This is a genomic window from Variovorax sp. RCC_210 (assembly GCF_041355175.1).
GTDB lineage: Bacteria > Pseudomonadota > Gammaproteobacteria > Burkholderiales > Burkholderiaceae_C > Variovorax.
Window position 1 is genome coordinate 727,787 of the sequence record NZ_JBFUPJ010000001.1, and the last position, 15,763, is coordinate 743,549.

Here is a 15,763-nt window from a genome sequence, read left to right on the forward strand (position 1 = left end):
CCGGAAACTGATCGCCCCACCCGTTTTTTGCGCACGCAGGTTTCAGGGGGAGGGGGGGTGTCCAACGGGGGAGACCCCATTAACGAATCGAGGGTAGAAACATGGGTCAGCGTGGTCCAGCGCCAAAGCCTGCGGAGCTGAAACTGCTCGAGGGCAATCGAGGCCATCGCGCCATCGACTTGAACGCGACGTTTCGACCTGAGGTCGGCATGCCGTCGATGCCGAAGGACCTCAGCGTCGGCGCGCGCAAGGTGTTCAAGCGCCTCGGCCCCGAGCTGTTGCGATACAACCTGATGTCGGTCGTGTACAGCGACCTGTTCGAGGACCTCTGCGAGACCATCGCCGACGTCAAGGAATTGCGCCACTCGCTGCGCGCCAGGCAGAAGCTGTTGCGCGAGCAGGGCAAGGATCCGGCCGAGGCTTTCGAGGCAACGACGCCCGGCGGCATGCCCGTGCAGCACCCCCGCTACCAGGTCCTGAAGAGCGAACGGCAGATGATGCACTCGCTGCTGGGCAAGTTCGGGCTCAGTCCGGCTGAGCAGGCCAGCGTCACCACTGCCATCCGCGCCCAGCTGCAGCTCTTCGAGGGCGACGGTGGACCGGGCAAGAAATCGGCGGCCGAGCCGAATGCAAAGCCTACCGGCTTCGCCGACTTCGAGTGATGGCCAGCTATGCTGAGCGCGCGCTGGCCTATGCGCGGCGCGTCGTCGATGGCATCGAGGTCGCGGGCAAGTACGAGCGCCTGGCGTGCAAGCGTTATCTGCGCGACCTCGAGCGGCAGGGTGACGAGGATTTTCCGTACGTCATCAATGAGCGAGCTGGCTCGCGTGAGTGCCAGTTCATCGAGCTGCTCAGCCACATCAAGGGCGAGTGGGCGAAGCCGATATATGTCGACGGCAAGATCACGTACGCGAAGATCAAGTTGGAGGACTGGCAGGTCTTCATCGAGTTCAACCTCTTCGCTTGGGTGCACGTCGACACCGGCCTGCGCCGCTTCCGACGCAGCTACGAAGAGATCGCCCGAAAGAACGCGAAGAGCACGCGCGTGGCTGGGCGCCAGCTGTACCTGTGCTTCGCGGACGGCGAGCCGGGCGCCCAGGCCTACAGCGCCGCGACTACGGGTGAGCAGGCGCGAGAAGTGTTCGACACCGCTCGCGAGATGGTGCTCAAGGACGAGGAGTTCAGGAACCGGTTCGGCGTCACGGTGGGCCGGCACGACATCACGGCCGCACACAACGCGAGCACGTTCAAGGTGCTCAACGCCGAGGCCTCGACGCAGGACGGCTTGAACGTCCACTCGGCCGCTGTCGATGAAGTGCACGCGCACAAGAAGCGCGACCTCTGGGACGTGATCGAGTCAGCGGACGGGTCTCGGTCGCAACCGATGATCAGCGCGATCACGACGGCCGGCAAGGACATGTCGGGCATCTGCTACGAGCTGCGCGGCTACACGATCAAGGTCCTTGAAGGCACGCACGTCGACGAGACCTGGTTCGGCTTGATCTTCACGATCGACGAGGGCGACGACTGGGAAGATCAGAAGGTCTGGCGAAAGGCGAATCCAAACCTCGGCATTAGCGCGAAGCTCGACAAGCTGATTGCGGCGTGCCAGAAGGCCAAGGCGACGCCCAGCGCGCGCGGCAACTTCCTCACCAAGCACTTGAACGTGTGGACGAACGCCGGATCGGCCTGGATGGACATGGAGGCCTGGGCGGCATGCGCCGAACCCGCGCTGCGCGAGGAGCAGTTTGACGGCGAGCCGGGATACGGCGGGCTCGACCTAGCGCAGAAAACCGACTTCGCTGCGAACGTGAAGATCTTCCAGCGCGGCGAGATCTGGAACGTGTGCACACGTCTTTACTACAACGAGTTTGCCGTCCAGGAAAGCCCGAACGCGCAGCTGCCGGGTTGGGTCGAGCAGGGCTTTGTCAAGGTGAACCCTGGCAACCTGACGAACTTCGACGTGATCGCCGAGGACCTGCGCGCCGACTGCAAGCGCCATGACATGCAGGAGATCGGATTCGACCCCGCGCTCTCGATGTACTTTGCCGGCAAGCTGGTGGAAGAGGGCCTGCCAATGGTCGAGATCCAGCAGAAGGCGATGTTCTTCACGCAGGTACTGATGCAGGTGGAGACGCTGGTGCTCGAGGGCAAGTTGCGGCATGACGGCAACCCCGTGATGACGTGGATGGTCGGGAACCTGGTGGTGCTGAAGAGCAAGTTCAACGAGCTCATGAGCCCGACCAAGGACCGCGATGACAACAAGATCGACGGCGCCATTGCCATGCTGATCGCCTTCGGCCGCGCGTTGCTGCTTGCCGAGAGCAACACACTTCAACAAGGAATCGTCCAACTATGAACGCCGTCGCAACTTGGGACGCGGTGCAAAGCCGCGCCGCCTCGCCCGGCTCGAGCATCCTCAATGCCTGGCGTGCCGAGCGCGAGGCCACGCGGGCCGCGCCGCGCAACGACGTCACTGATAGCAAGCAGGTGATCAGCGGCGACAACGCCTCGATGCTGCAGCTGTTCGGCGTCAACTCTGCCGCGGCGGGCGTTGCGGTGACACCGGAGTCGGCGATGCGTGTGTCCGCGGTGTTCGCGTGCGTGCAGCGCATCGCCGGCGCTGTGGCTTCCCTTCCGATCGAGACATACCAGCGCGTCGAGGGCGAGCGCGAGCGGGTGGAGAATGCCCCGCTCTGGTGGCTGCTCAACGAGCAGCCGACGCCGCGCTTCACGGCCGCCAGTCACTGGGAGCACACGCTGGCCAGCATGCTGTTGCGCGAGTCGGGCTTCACCTACATTCGGCGCAACCGCATGGGGGAGATCAAGGAGTTTGTTCCGCTGCCCTGGGATGGCGTATCCCCGCGGCGCGTCACCACGGCGGACAGCGACAGGCTCGAGTACTCGATCAACGATGTGCGAACCTGGGGTTGCGACCAGGACGACATGCTGCACTTTCCCGGCTTCGGGTTCAACGGCCTGCGCGGCATGAGCGTCATCCAGTGGGCCGCTCGCAATGCTGCAGGCACGGCGATGGCCATGGACGAATACAGCGGCCGCTTCTTCGCCGGAGGCGCCCACCCGTCTATCGTGCTGTCGACCGACAAGCAGATGACGGACAAGCTCAAGACCGACACGCGCGAATCGTTCGCAGCGCGCTACAGCGGCGTCGAGAACGCCCACCGGCTGCCGCTCGTGCTGACTGAAGGCATGAAGGTCGCCAATCTCAGTCTCTCGGCCGAGGACTCGCAGCTGCTCGAGGCGCGCAAGTTCCAGGTCATCGACATCGCGCGGGCGTTCGGTGTGCCGCCCCACATGATCGGCGAGACCAGTGCGAGCACGAGCTGGGGCAGCGGCATTGAGGCCATGAGCCGGGCCTTCGTGACCTATACCCTTGAGACGCACCTGCAGCGCATCGAACAGGAGCTCAACCGAAAGCTTTTCCGCACGTCGAAGTTCTTCATGCGTTTCGACCGCGACGCGCTGCTCGAAAGCGACAGCGACGGCCAGGCGAAGTACTTCCGCGCTGGCATTGGCGGGCCCGGCGCTGGGCCCGGCTGGATGTCTATCGACGAGGTTCGCAAGAAGAAGAACCTCAAGCCGATGGGCGGCAAATCCGCAGAGGTTTATTTTCCGCCCGACAAGGCGCCAACCAACCCGACCGAGGGAACCAAGCCATGAACAGAAAATTCCTGCAGCTCATGCGCGACAACGCGACCACCGAGCGCAAGCCGCTCAACCTGGTGCGTGCCGAAGGCAGCGCGGACGCGACGCTCTACATCTACGACGTGATCGATGCCTGGTGGGGCGTTGCAGCCGCGCAGGTCGCGCCTGCGATCGCCGCGCTCGACGCTTCCATGACCCTGCACCTCCGAATCAATAGCCCGGGCGGCGACGTGTTCGAGGGTCGTGCTATCCGCACCGCGGTGCAGCAGTTTGCCGGCAAGACCATCGCGCACATCGACGGGCTTGCGGCCAGCGCCGCAACCACCATTGCTGATGCTGCCGACGAGATCGAGATCACCGAGGGCGGGTTCTACATGATCCACAACGGCTGGACGTTCTCGATGGGCAACAAGCACGAAATGCGCAAGACAGCCGATCTGCTGGACAAGGTGGACGCATCGATCGTTGCCGACTATGCCCGCCGGACAGGCCTCGATGTGGCCCAGCTCGTCGACTGGATGGACGGCGAGACCTGGTTCAGCGCGGACGAGGCCGTTACGCACGGGTTCGTTTCCAGGCTTGCCACGCTCCCCGACAAGGACCCCAACAACCGGGCGGAAAAGACCTGGAACCTGACGGCCTACGACAAGACACCGAAGGCGCTGCAGCAGCCCCCTGCGCCGCCTGCCACCGAACCGGACTACGCAGCCATGCGCGCACATGCCGAGCGCCGCCTGCGGGTCCTACAGCTCGCCTGACGCTCTCGCTTCAGCGAACAGCCACCCACCCGGGTGGCTTTTTTTTTAGCTCAACAACCCAGAAGGATCCGAAATGAGCATGCAAGCACTCCGGGAGCGTCTCTCCCAACTGAACAAGGACGCGAAGAACCAGCTCGAGGCCAACGGCTCGAAGACCTGGACCAAGGAAGACAAGGAAAAGTTCGACGCCATCATGGACGAAGCCGAGCGCGTCCAGTCGCAGATCGAAGCCAACCAGCGGGTGCTCGACCAGGCGGCCGAGAACGACTTCAGCAAGACGCCGCGCAACGAACCCGGCTCGAAGAAGACCGAGCTGCAGCAGGGCCTCGAGATCTTCATGCGCAAGAGCTTCCGCGAAATGTCGCAGGAAGACGCGCAGAAGGTGCGCAATACGATGAGCACGACCACCGGCTCGGAAGGTGGGTTCACCGTGCAGCCGCTGGTGGCCACGTCGCTGATCGACCTGCTGAAGGCCTACGGCTTCATGCGCCGTGTCGCTGACCAGATCACCACGGCGAACGGCGCCGACCTGGCATACCCGACCAGCGACGGGACGACCGAGGTCGGCGAGATCGTCGCACAGAACATCCCGGCCACGTCGGCCGATCCGACCTTCGGCACCCGCTCGCTGAATGTCTTCAAGTTCGGCTCGAAGATCATTACCATCCCGATCGAGTTGATCCAGGACTCGAGCATCGACATCGTGGCCATGGTGCAGCGTCGCATGCGCGACCGCATTGGCCGCGCGCAGAACGTGTACTTCTCCACGGGCACCGGCACAGCCCAGCCCATGGGTCTGTTCACGGCCGCCGGTGTCGGCAAAGTCGGCGCAACCGGGCAGCTGACCACGGTGACCTACGACGATCTGGTCGACTTGGTCGACTCGCTCGACGCCGCCTACCTGGACAACCCGCCCAGCACGCCGGAAATGCCGAACGTGGAGCCGGGCTGGATGTTCTCGCAGTCCATGCGTCGCGTTGTCCGCAAGATCAAGGACACGGCCGGCCGGCCGATCTGGACGCCGAGCTACGACGAGGGCGCGGCTGCCAAGACGCCCGACCGTCTGCTGGGCTACCCGGTGAACATCAACAACGATGCGCCGGCGGCGGGCGCCAACGTGAAGTCGATTGCATTCGGCAACCTGCACAAGTACCTGATCCGCGACGCCATGGACGTGACCATGTTCCGCTTCGACGACAGCGCGTTCGTGTCGAAGGGGCAAATCGGCTTCCTGGCCTGGTCGCGTTCGGGCGGCAACCTGATGGACGTCAATTCCGTCAAGACCTACCAACACTCGGCCACCTGATCGGCCAGCGCCAGCTTCTCTGCAGAAGCCCTTGGCCGTGCACGCGTGTGCACGGCCCTCTTTTCCCTTTTCCTCAGGAGCCAAGCATGAAGAAATCTTTGATCGCTCTCGCCGCTATCGCCGCGGGCGCATACGCCTCCAACCAGTTGGAGATCAAGGCAGGCGACAAGTTCGACGCGCCCGACGACGTCGCGGACAAGATGCTCGCTGACAAGGTCGTCGAACTGGCGCCCGATGCAGACGGCAAGCCGCAGAAGGCGGTGAAACGCACCAAGGTCCGCCTGCTCATCGACAGCGCGCTCGGCAATGCGAACGACGTGGTCGAGATTGACGCTGACCAGGTCAAGCAATGCGAGTCCGATGGCATTGCAGACAGCAGCAAGGCCGCCGTCACGTACGCCCTCGGCCTCGAGCAGAACAAGCCGCCGGCCTGACCCGCAACGGCTCGCCCCGGGGCGAGCCCTTGTGAAAGCGGATCTTGTCCGCTTCCACAAGCAATAGCGATCACACCATGAACCCCAAGATCATCACGAAAGCCGCCGCGGTCATCGATCTGGCGCGCGGGAAACTGCAGTGCAAGATCACTGGCAGCGACCGCGATGCCGACGTCCTGGACGCGATCGAGGCGGCCAGGGACTATGCGCAGGAATACCTGGGCCAGCCGGTTGGCGAGCAGGTGCTTGAGTTCACCTACTACACCTGGTGCGGTCGCGTCACGCTGCCTTGCGACGTGACCGAGCTGCAGACTGTGTCCGCAGCGGGCGCGCCGGTGCTGCCATTGCCGGCCCTTAAAGACCGGACGCTCGAGCTCGTCGCGACGGCGCCGGTCGTCATCCGCATCAAGTGCGGGTGGAGCGCCGAGACGCTACCCGGCACGGTCAAGGCGGCCATGCTGCTGGTAATCGCGGACCTGGTGCGCAACCCTCAGGCCCACACGGATGTGCAGCTGTACAAGAACCAGGCCTTCGAGAACATGCTGTGGGCGCACCGCGAGAGGCTGTCGCTGTGAAGTATCCAGACATCGGCGAGCTCGACCGGCTGGTGAAGATCCGGCTGTGGTCAGACTCGGCCTCGAGCGGCTTCGCGATTGACCAGCAGTTTGATCCTGGCCAGGATGCGTGGGCCCGCATCGACCCGGCCGGCAGCGCACTCTTCTACGGCACGCAGCAAATCGAGCCAGGCATGACGCACCGCCTCGCCACGTGGCGCAGCTCGACTATCAACGCACTGGCGATCACAGGTCGGCATGTCGTCGAACACGAGGGCATTCGGTACCGGGTGCGGCGCGTGACCGACATCAACGGCCGCAAGGACTTCGTGCTGATGGACCTCGAGCAGCTCAAGGCGATCGCGCCATGACCAGCGGAGTGCAGGTGTCGGTCGGCTTTGCTGGCCACTCGCGCATCGACTTCGACAAGAAGCCGATCAAGAGAACGTTGCGGCAGCAGGCCGGTGAGATCCGCAAGGTCGCCCGCCGCCTGGTTGCGCGCCGCGCGATCTCGGGCCCGGGTGAGATGCCAGGCAGACAGACCGGAGTGCTTCAGCGCTCGATCAAGGTCAAGGTGTCGTCGGGCGGCTTCTGGGCCAAGGTGGCGCCGTACAAGACCAGCGAGATGAAAGTGTTCTACCCGGCGTTCCTGTTTCACGGCTCTGCCAAGCGAAACATCGAGAAGCGCGGGAACTACATGGAGTTTGCGCTCAACACCCGCCGCGCTGCCGCCCAGAGCGCCATCCAGTCCGCGCTGCAGGGCGCATTGAAACCACGCTGACCCCATGGACCTCAACCTCGTCATTCAACAACTGCGCACCTTCGCGCCTTCGTTCGTCGGCCGATTCGCCGGCGCAGCGGAGTTTAAGAAGGTCTCGGAGAACACCGCGCTGCCGATGCCCTGCGGCTACGTGATCCCACTCGAAGACAACCCGGGCCCGCCTGGTGCCCTCAATGCGGTGCGCATGGACCTGACGGACAGTTTCGCGGTGGTGGTCTGCCTGGACAATTCGCTCGACGAACGCGGCCAGCAACCCGCTACGAATCTGCACTTCGTGCGCAAGGAGCTGTGGAAGGCCCTGCTCGGGTGGCGCCCGACCCTCGAATACAACGGCATCCACTACGAGGGCGGTAGCCTGCAGCAGCTGGACCGCGCACAGCTCTGGTATCAGTTTGAGTTCGGCGCGCCGATGCAGATCGGACCAGAGGACGGGTGGGAGCTGTCGATGCTCGATGCGCTGCCCAAGCTCAACACGGTGCACACAAAAGTCGACGTGATCGATCCGATCGCCGACAAGAATTTGCATTACCCCGGCCCCGATGGGCGCATCGAGTTCGAGACCCACGTCACCAACCTCAACCCATAGGAGCGAAACCATGTTCTTGAAACCTCAACCCGGTGTCGACGTGCCCGACGTCGAGCGCGGCGGCCTTCTGCCTGCCGACGGCCGCGAAGTGATTCCCTCGACGTACTGGCAGCGCCGCATCGATGACGGCGACGTCACCGAAGTCAAGCCGGCCGACACACCGACGGCACCGGTCTCCACCACCACGACGACCAGCAAGAAGTAGCCGCGGCTCTGCCGTCTCAATTCGCAACCCGCTCACGAGCGGGTTTTTTTATTCCTGGAGAGAACCATGACCGTACCCTTCATCAACATCCCGTCGCAGCTGCGCGTGCCGCTGTTTTACGCCGAGATGGACAACAGCCAGGCCAATGGCTCGGCCACTGGTGTGCGCCGCGCCCTGGCCATCGGCCAGAAACTCGCGGCCGGCACCGCGCTGCCGAACGTGCCCTACATCGTCGCCTCGGTCGCGCAGGCCGTCGCGCTTTTCGGCCGCGGCAGCATGCTGGCCCGCATGCTGCAGGCCTACCGCGACAACGACAACTATGGCGAGGTGTGGGCGATCGCGGTGGCGGACGCTGGCGCTGGCGTTGTGTCGACTGGCACGTTCACCGTGGTGGGCACTGCAACGGCCTCCGGCGCGATCAATCTCTACATTGCGGGCCAGCGCATCCAGGTCCCGGTATTGCTCAACGACACCCCGACGATCATCGCCGCGTCGATCGTTGCTGCCGTGACGGCGAACCCCGATCTGCCTGTTTCGGCGGCGGCGGCCGCAGGCGTGGTCACGCTCACCTCGAAGTGGAAGGGCGCGACCGCAAACGACATCACGCTGTTCGACAGCTTCCGCGGTGCCGCCGGCGGCGAGGCGCTGCCGGCCGGTGTCACACTGACCTATCCGGCCACGCTGTCTGGTGGCACCACGAACCCGACGCTGACGCCGGTGATCTCGGCGATGGGTGATGACGAATACGATTTCATCGTTCACCCGTACACCGACAGCGCCAGCCTCGATGCCTTCCAGCAGGAACTGAACGACACCACCGGTCGTTGGTCGTGGAGCCGCCAGATCTACGGGCACTGCTACTCGGCGCTGCGCGGCACCCTTGCCGCGCTGGTGACGTTCGGCGGCCTGCGCAATGACCAGCACCACACCGTGGCCGGTATCGATGCAGATTGCCCGCTGCCGTCGTGGGAATACGCTGCGCAGTACGCAGCGCGCAACGCGGTGTTCATCAACGCCGATTGCGCCCGGCCTACACAGACCGGCGTCCTGGCGACCGCGCCGGTGCCGCGTGCCGGCAAGAAGTTCCTCTTCACCGAGCGCGCGTCGCTGCTGAACTACGGAGTCGCCACCAGCTATGTCGTCGCAGGTGCGCTGCGCATCGAACGCGCGATCACGACCTACCTGAAGAACACCTGGGGCCAGCCGGATGTCTCCTACCTGGACAGCGAGACGCTGCACCTGTCGGCCTACGTGCTGCGCCGCCTGAAGGGTGTGATCACCTCGAAGTACCCGCGGCACAAGCTGGCCAATGACGGCACACGCTTTGCCGCCGGCGCCGCCATCGTGACACCTGCGGTGATTCGCGGCGAGCTGATCGCCGAGTACGAGGCGATGGAGGTCGAGGGATTCGTCGAGAACACCGAGCTCTTCGCCGCCAACCTGATCGTCGAGCGCAACGCGACGGATCCCAACCGGCTCGATGTGCTGTTCCCTCCGGACTACATCAATCAGCTGCGCGTCTTCGCGCTGCTCAACCAGTTCCGCCAGCAGTACCCCGCGCAGCTGGCCTGATCACCGAACCAACCCCCGAAAGGAAACATCATGGGAAATCGTGTTGCGGGCGTGTGCTACGTCAAGGTCGACGGCGCACAGCTCGAAGTCAAAGGCGGGCTCGAATGCCCGATCAACAACCGCAAGCGCGAGGCCATCGTGGCATCTGCGGGCGTGGCGGGCTTCAAGGAAACCACTGTCGTGCCGTACGTGAAGCTCACGGCCATCTTCACCGCGGACTTCCCGAAGGAAAAGATCTCCGCTGCCACCGACATGACTATCACCGCCGAGTATGCGAACGGCGAGGTCTACACGCTCTCGGACGCCTTCCTGGCGAATGAGTCGGCTGCGAAGGGCGAAGAGGGCGAGATCGAGCTCGAGTTCAACGGCATGCGGGGGCGCTGGCAATGAGCGGCGTGACCATCGCCCTGGCCAAGTCCATCCAGGCGCATGACAAGGACCTCGCCGAACTGGTGATGCGTGAGCCTTCGGTGAAGGACACGATGGAGCTGGGACAGCCCTTCCTGATCATCGTCGGCGACGGCGACACCGGCATTCGCATTCAACAGAAGGTCGTCGGCCAGTACATCGTGCGCCTGGCCGGCATTCCGATGTCGAGCGTCCACCAGCTCACGCTGCAGGACTTCAGCAAGGCGCAGGCGGCCGTGCTGAGTTTTTTCGGGGCGGGCGACGCCGAACTGTCGAGCAACTGATCGACAGGATCCACGACGTCGCCTATTTCTGGCGACTGGATCCCATGGCAATGGAACAGCTGCCGATCTCCCGCTTCGAGCAATACGACCTGCAGGCCGAGCGCATCGCGCGGAGCCAGCAGCCTCCAAACCCATAGGGCCGAGACATGGCAGACAACTTTTCTCTCAAGGCGATCCTGAGCGCCGTCGACCGCCTGTCGCCGGTGCTCAAGGGCGTGCAGGGCGTCGCCAAGACCACGCGCAAGTACCTGGGCGATGTGGGGACCAGCATCAACGGCCTTACGTCGAAATTCGGCGTGCCGCTCGGCATCCTGTCGACCATTGCCGCTGGCTTCGGCGTGGCCGCGATCAAGAAGGCGGTCGTCGGCTATGCCGAGCTCGGCGAAGAGGTCACCAAGGGCGCGCTGAAGGCGGGCACGAGCGCGGAGCAGTACCAGCGCATGAAGTACGTTGCCGAGCAGTCGGACACGTCTATCGAGGCGCTGAGCCTGTCCATGGGCAAGCTGAACAAGAATCTTGGCGCCGCCGTCAGCGGCAAGAATGCTGACCTGGTCGACCTATTCAAGACGCTGCACATCCCGATGCGCGATGTGAACGGTCAGATCCGCAACGGCGTCGACATGCTTCCCGAGCTGGCTGAGGCGTTCAAGAAAAACCAGAACCCTGTCGTGCAGGCCACGATGGGGACCGCCGCTTTCGGCAAGTCGTACCAGGATTTGCTGCCGCTGCTCAACGAAGGCGCGGAGGGCATCAAAAAGAACCTTGACCGGTTCAAGACGCTGAAGGGTGTCATATCTGCGGACGACCTGGCGGGGGCCAAGGAATTCGGCGACAAGCTCAAGGACGTGGATATCGTCACCAAGGGCTTCCAGATGACGATCGCGAAGGAACTCGTTCCGGTGCTTTCGCCGCTGATCGAAAAATTCATCCAGTGGGCGGCTGTCAACAAAAAGTTGGTTGCCGGCGAAGTCAAGAAGGTGTTCCAGGAGCTGGTCACCTCGCTCAAGCAAATCGATTGGGCCGCGCTGTTCAATGGCATCCGCGAGACAGCGTCTTCCATCGCAGGTGCGGTGAGCGCTGTTGGGGGGCTGAAAAACGCCTTGATCATCCTAGCCGTCGTCATGAACCTGCAGACGATTCTGGCCGTCTTCGGTGTGATTGGCGCGTTTGGCCGCATGGCTCTGGCGCTTGGCGGCCTGGCGCTGCGCATCCCCTTGGTGGCGTCCCTTGTCGGGCTGATCGGCACCAGCCTGCTCGCGGCCGGCCGGGCCGTGCTGATCTTCAGTCGCGCGCTGCTGCTGTCTCCGATCGGCGTCATCCTTGGCATCGCGGCCGCGGCCTGGGCAATCTATGAGAACTGGGACACGCTGAAGGGATGGTTCTCCAGTTTCATGGGGTGGCTGTCGTCGCAGTGGTCTTCGGTCACGGACTCCGCCTTGTCGTTCGGATCGAGCCTGACAGGACAGATCGTCTCGGCTTGGGAGTCGGTGCGGACCTGGTTCACTGGCCTCTTCGAGGGGATGGACGAGGGCTGGAAGAACGTCGTGCTCTGGTGCTTCCCCTTCATCGCCATCGGCAAGACGATCATCGATAACTGGGAGCCGCTCAAGGCGTGGTTCACATCCTTGTTCGATTGGCTCGGCCAAAAGTTCGCATGGGCCATCAGCGTTGCGCAGCGCATCGGTGGGGCCGTAGGCAGCGTTTTCGCGGCCGATGGTCCACAGGCCTCGGCTGCGACCTCAGCGGCCGCGCTGGGCGCGTCTGGAGCGCCTGCCGCGCCTGGTTCGCTGGGCTCTGGAAGTTTCAACCTCAACACGCCGACGCAGGCGACTCTCAACGGAAGGCTCGACGTCAGTTTCAAGGACGCGCCGCCGGGGATGCGGGTCGAGCAGGCCAAGACCGACGGCGGCCGTGTTGCGATGAACACTGATGTCGGATACCGCTACACAGGAGCCCTGGGCTACTAAACATGGCAGACGATCTCGCTCAGAACCTGCAGCCGGCCAGCTATCGCGGCGTGCCGTTCCACGTGGACGGCTCGACCTTCGAGGCCGGCCGGCGCACGCAGGTGAATGAATACCCGCAGCGAGACCAGCCGTACGCGCAAGACCTCGGCCGCGCGACCCGCGCTGTCGTCGTCGACGCCATCCTCGTCGGCGCTGATTACATCGAGCAGGCGAACGCGCTGATTGCCGCGGCGGAAGAGGAAGGGCCTGGCACCCTGGTTCACCCGTGGCTTGGCGCCATGCAGGTGAGCCAAAAGACGCCGGTGCGCTTTCGCTTCGATTCGGGTCTAGGAAAGGCCACCGTCAGCTTCGACTTCGTCGAGTCCGGCGAGCTGGAATTCCCGTCGGCCCTCGACAGCACACAGACACAGAGCCAGCTCGCTGCGGATTCCATGTGCACCGCTGCGGCCGAAAGCTTTTCCGATTCGTTCACAGTCGACGGGTTCTCCGACTTTGTCTCCGACATGGCTCGGTCGAACTTCAGCGCGGCGTTCGACTTTGCTTCTTCATTGGGCGGCAACTTCAGCGCGCTGTCCGGGTGGGCGAGCCAGTTGGGCGCGCTCAGCGGCAATGTGCTGCAGCTCCTCGCGGATCCGCTCGGCCTGGCGCAGCAGGTCATGGATTGGTTCGACCTGTCCGACATTGTTGCGTCTCTCGCTGGCAGCAACCTTGCCGCGGGCCCGACCTATGCGACGTCGGCCATCGTGGTGCCGCGGACCAGCGCGCTGAGCGATATGGCTTTAGGCATCGTCGGGCTGGCGGGGAACGGCGGCGCCAGCGGCGTGCTCAATGCGCCACTTCCTGCGCTCGGTGCGACGTCGGCGCGCCGGCAGCAGGTAGTCAACGCCGGCGCTATCAATGGGCTCGTGCGCCGTGCGTTGCTGGCTCAGGCCGTGGGCATGAGCAGCGTGGCCGACACGACCGTGCAAACGGATGCACACCGCATGCGTGACGCGCTTTGCGCGGCGCTCGACGCCGAGTCGCTGCTCGCGGACGATGCGAGCTATGAGGCGCTGCAGATCGCGCGGCGCGCTGTGTGGACTGACATCACCGCGCGCTCGAGCGGCGGTGCGCGGCTCATCGTCGTTACACCGAACGAAACGACGCCGGCGTTGGTGCTGGCGTACGAGCAGTACGAGGACGCTGGCCGCGCCGATGAGGTCGCCTCTCGCAACCACGTAATCCACCCGGGCTTCGTGCCCGCAATTGCCCTGCAGGTACTTTCCCGATGACCGACGCTTCTGATCTTGTCCGGCTTGTCGTCAACGGCGTGGAGTTCGGCGGCTGGAAGAACGTTCGCATCGAGAGCGGTATTGAGCGCCAGGCGCGCAGCTTTGACCTCGAGGTCACCGACCGCTGGCCCGGTGCAACAGACATTCCGCGGCGGATCCGCGCAGGAGACTCGTGCGAGCTGTACATCGGCGCGGACCGGGTCGCGACTGGCTACGTCGACGCGACACCGATTCGCTATGACGGGCACTCCGTCACTGTGGGCGTGCGCGGCCGAAGCAAGACCGCCGACCTGGTCGACTGCTGCCCGATTCAAGGAAGCAAGGGCGGTGGCGGTGGTGAAGCAGCGAAGGGCAACCGCTGGAAGAAGCTCGGCGTGCAGAGCATCGACGGCAAGGGCGGTGCTGCGCCGGCGGCGCGTGCCGTGCCTGGCAACGCTTCGGGCGGCAGCGGCGGCCAGTGGCGCGGGCAAAAGCTCGAGCAGATTGCGGCTGACATGGCGGCCCCCTACGACGTCAAGGTTGTGGCGGAGGTCGACACCGGCGCGTCGATCGCTCACCAGGTGCAGCAGGGTGAGACGGTGTTCGAGAGCATCGACCGCATGTTGCGTATGCGGCACTGCCTCGCAACCGATAACGCGATGGGCGAGCTTGTGTTCGTCGTCGCTGGCTCGGGCGGCAAAGCAACAACTGCGCTCGAGTTCGGCGGAAACATCCTCGCCGGTGAAGCCGAACTTGACTTCAAGAAGGTCTTCAGCGAATACATCTGCAAGGGACAGCGCTCGATCACCAGCCAGCAGACCGACGAGAACGAGGAGGGCGACGACGTCGAATCTGCCGTCACGTCCTCCGTAGGGACTAGCGCCGCGGTGACGGACGACCGTGTCGGCCGTCGCCGCGTGTTAGTGCTCAAGCAATCTGGGCAGGCCGACGAGGGCACGTGTGGCGACCGCGTAGCTTTTGAGCGCGCGCATCGAGCAGCGAAGGCGCTTGAGACGCTCTACACCGTCGCAGGCTGGCGCCAGGACAGCGGCGACCTGTGGCTGCAAAACCAGAGTGTGCGCGTCGTTGATGGACTGATCGGGTTCGACACCGAAATGTTGATCGCCGAGGTTCGTCTCCTGTTGGACGAGCAAGGCCTTCGGACCGAACTGAAGGTCGGCCCCGTCGACGGCTACGTGTCTGCGGCGCAGAAGAAGCAGAAGGGCAAGAACAGCAAGAACGTGAAGATCGTCAAGGATCGCTATGCCGGCAAGCTCGGCCTGAAGGGAGTCATCAGTGAATGATTTCGGAAATGCCCTGCGGCCCTTCCACAACCGCATCAACAACATGTTGGCCAGGGGCAAGCTCGCGGTGGTCAATGCCATGGGAAAGATGCAAGCGGTTCAGCTCGAGCTGCTCGATGGTGAGGTCAAGGACCGGCTTGAGCATTTCGAGCCGTATGGCTTCACATCGCATCCGCATCCGGGCAGCGCCGAGGCCGCAGTGATGTTCCTTGATGGCGACCGGTCGCACGGCATCGTGCTGGTGATCGCGGATCGAAAGTACCGTATGAAGGGATTGAAGCAGGGCGAGGTCACCATTCAGGACGATCTCGGCCAGTGTGTGCACCTGACGCGTGATGGCATCGTGGTGAAGGGCGCAGGCCTGCCGATGCTTTTCGAGGACACGCCGTCGATCACCTTCAAGGCCGACAGCTTCGTGCGCTTCGAGACACCACGCGTGGAGGCCACGCAACTCCTGCAGGCCCAGCAGCTGACCATCGGCGGCGTCACCGGAGGTGTGGGCGCGGCCACGGCCACGATGACCGGCGGCAATGTGAACTTCAACAACACGACGTTCGCCTACCAGGGCGGGACGGTCGGCTACACGCTGACTTCGATCAAGAGCGATGGCCGGCGCATCGACGGCGGCCACGTGCACCCTGAGACGGGCGGCACGACGCTGATACCCAATACATGAAAAACGCTTCGG

Annotated in this window: 18 protein-coding genes; all 18 read left to right on the top strand. The window is 64.0% G+C overall.

Features of this window, described 5'->3' with window-relative positions:
* Window positions 1-101: 101 nt before the first annotated feature.
* The gene (locus tag AB6807_RS03575; protein WP_371083517.1) at window positions 102-662 is read left to right on the top strand and encodes a P27 family phage terminase small subunit; all 561 of its coding nucleotides are present in this window, start codon (window positions 102-104) and stop codon (window positions 660-662) included.
* Entirely contained in the window at window positions 662-2,359 is a 1,698-nt protein-coding gene (locus tag AB6807_RS03580; RefSeq protein WP_371083518.1) for a terminase large subunit, read from the top strand. Before AB6807_RS03575 ends, AB6807_RS03580 begins: the two co-directional genes overlap by 1 nt.
* On the top strand, window positions 2,356-3,681 hold the full coding sequence (locus AB6807_RS03585; RefSeq protein WP_371083519.1) for a phage portal protein: 1,326 nt from the start codon (window positions 2,356-2,358) through the stop codon (window positions 3,679-3,681). The genes AB6807_RS03580 and AB6807_RS03585 overlap by 4 nt, the downstream gene beginning before the upstream one ends.
* Window positions 3,678-4,424 (top strand): head maturation protease, ClpP-related, encoded by a 747-nt coding sequence (locus AB6807_RS03590; RefSeq protein WP_371083520.1) that lies wholly within the window; start codon window positions 3,678-3,680, stop codon window positions 4,422-4,424. The genes AB6807_RS03585 and AB6807_RS03590 overlap by 4 nt, the downstream gene beginning before the upstream one ends.
* A 73-nt stretch (window positions 4,425-4,497) precedes the next feature.
* On the top strand, window positions 4,498-5,730 hold the full coding sequence (locus tag AB6807_RS03595; protein ID WP_371083521.1) for a phage major capsid protein: 1,233 nt from the start codon (window positions 4,498-4,500) through the stop codon (window positions 5,728-5,730).
* 86 nt (window positions 5,731-5,816) lie between these two features.
* Complete coding sequence (locus AB6807_RS03600) at window positions 5,817-6,164, top strand: hypothetical protein (protein ID WP_371083522.1); 348 nt, start codon at window positions 5,817-5,819, stop codon at window positions 6,162-6,164.
* 77 nt (window positions 6,165-6,241) lie between these two features.
* On the top strand, window positions 6,242-6,739 hold the full coding sequence (locus AB6807_RS03605) for a head-tail connector protein (RefSeq protein ID WP_371083523.1): 498 nt from the start codon (window positions 6,242-6,244) through the stop codon (window positions 6,737-6,739).
* On the top strand, window positions 6,736-7,089 hold the full coding sequence (locus AB6807_RS03610; RefSeq protein WP_371083524.1) for a hypothetical protein: 354 nt from the start codon (window positions 6,736-6,738) through the stop codon (window positions 7,087-7,089). The genes AB6807_RS03605 and AB6807_RS03610 overlap by 4 nt, the downstream gene beginning before the upstream one ends.
* Window positions 7,086-7,499: a hypothetical protein gene (locus AB6807_RS03615; protein ID WP_371083525.1), complete on the top strand. Its 414-nt coding sequence runs from the start codon at window positions 7,086-7,088 to the stop codon at window positions 7,497-7,499. The genes AB6807_RS03610 and AB6807_RS03615 overlap by 4 nt, the downstream gene beginning before the upstream one ends.
* Before the next feature lie 4 nt (window positions 7,500-7,503).
* Window positions 7,504-8,085, top strand: a complete 582-nt coding sequence (locus AB6807_RS03620) for a hypothetical protein (RefSeq protein ID WP_371083526.1) — start codon at window positions 7,504-7,506, stop codon at window positions 8,083-8,085.
* 10 nt (window positions 8,086-8,095) lie between these two features.
* Window positions 8,096-8,290: a DUF2635 domain-containing protein gene (locus AB6807_RS03625; protein WP_371083527.1), complete on the top strand. Its 195-nt coding sequence runs from the start codon at window positions 8,096-8,098 to the stop codon at window positions 8,288-8,290.
* 66 nt (window positions 8,291-8,356) lie between these two features.
* Window positions 8,357-9,862 carry a phage tail sheath subtilisin-like domain-containing protein gene (locus tag AB6807_RS03630; RefSeq protein WP_371083528.1) on the top strand — a complete coding sequence of 502 codons (1,506 nt, stop codon included), beginning with the start codon at window positions 8,357-8,359 and terminating at the stop codon, window positions 9,860-9,862.
* Window positions 9,863-9,892: 30 nt separating this feature from the next.
* Complete coding sequence (locus AB6807_RS03635) at window positions 9,893-10,252, top strand: phage tail tube protein (RefSeq protein WP_371083529.1); 360 nt, start codon at window positions 9,893-9,895, stop codon at window positions 10,250-10,252.
* 5 nt (window positions 10,253-10,257) lie between these two features.
* Window positions 10,258-10,554, top strand: coding sequence for a phage tail assembly protein (locus tag AB6807_RS03640; RefSeq protein WP_371083530.1), 297 nt, complete (start codon window positions 10,258-10,260; stop codon window positions 10,552-10,554).
* 146 nt (window positions 10,555-10,700) lie between these two features.
* On the top strand, window positions 10,701-12,521 hold the full coding sequence (locus AB6807_RS03645; RefSeq protein WP_371083531.1) for a hypothetical protein: 1,821 nt from the start codon (window positions 10,701-10,703) through the stop codon (window positions 12,519-12,521).
* A 2-nt stretch (window positions 12,522-12,523) separates the two neighbouring features.
* On the top strand, window positions 12,524-13,792 hold the full coding sequence (locus AB6807_RS03650; RefSeq protein WP_371083532.1) for a DNA circularization protein: 1,269 nt from the start codon (window positions 12,524-12,526) through the stop codon (window positions 13,790-13,792).
* On the top strand, window positions 13,789-15,075 hold the full coding sequence (locus AB6807_RS03655; RefSeq protein WP_371083533.1) for a phage baseplate assembly protein: 1,287 nt from the start codon (window positions 13,789-13,791) through the stop codon (window positions 15,073-15,075). The genes AB6807_RS03650 and AB6807_RS03655 overlap by 4 nt, the downstream gene beginning before the upstream one ends.
* Window positions 15,068-15,751, top strand: a complete 684-nt coding sequence (locus AB6807_RS03660; RefSeq protein WP_371083534.1) for a phage baseplate assembly protein V — start codon at window positions 15,068-15,070, stop codon at window positions 15,749-15,751. The genes AB6807_RS03655 and AB6807_RS03660 overlap by 8 nt, the downstream gene beginning before the upstream one ends.
* The last annotated feature ends 12 nt before the right edge of the window (window positions 15,752-15,763 follow it).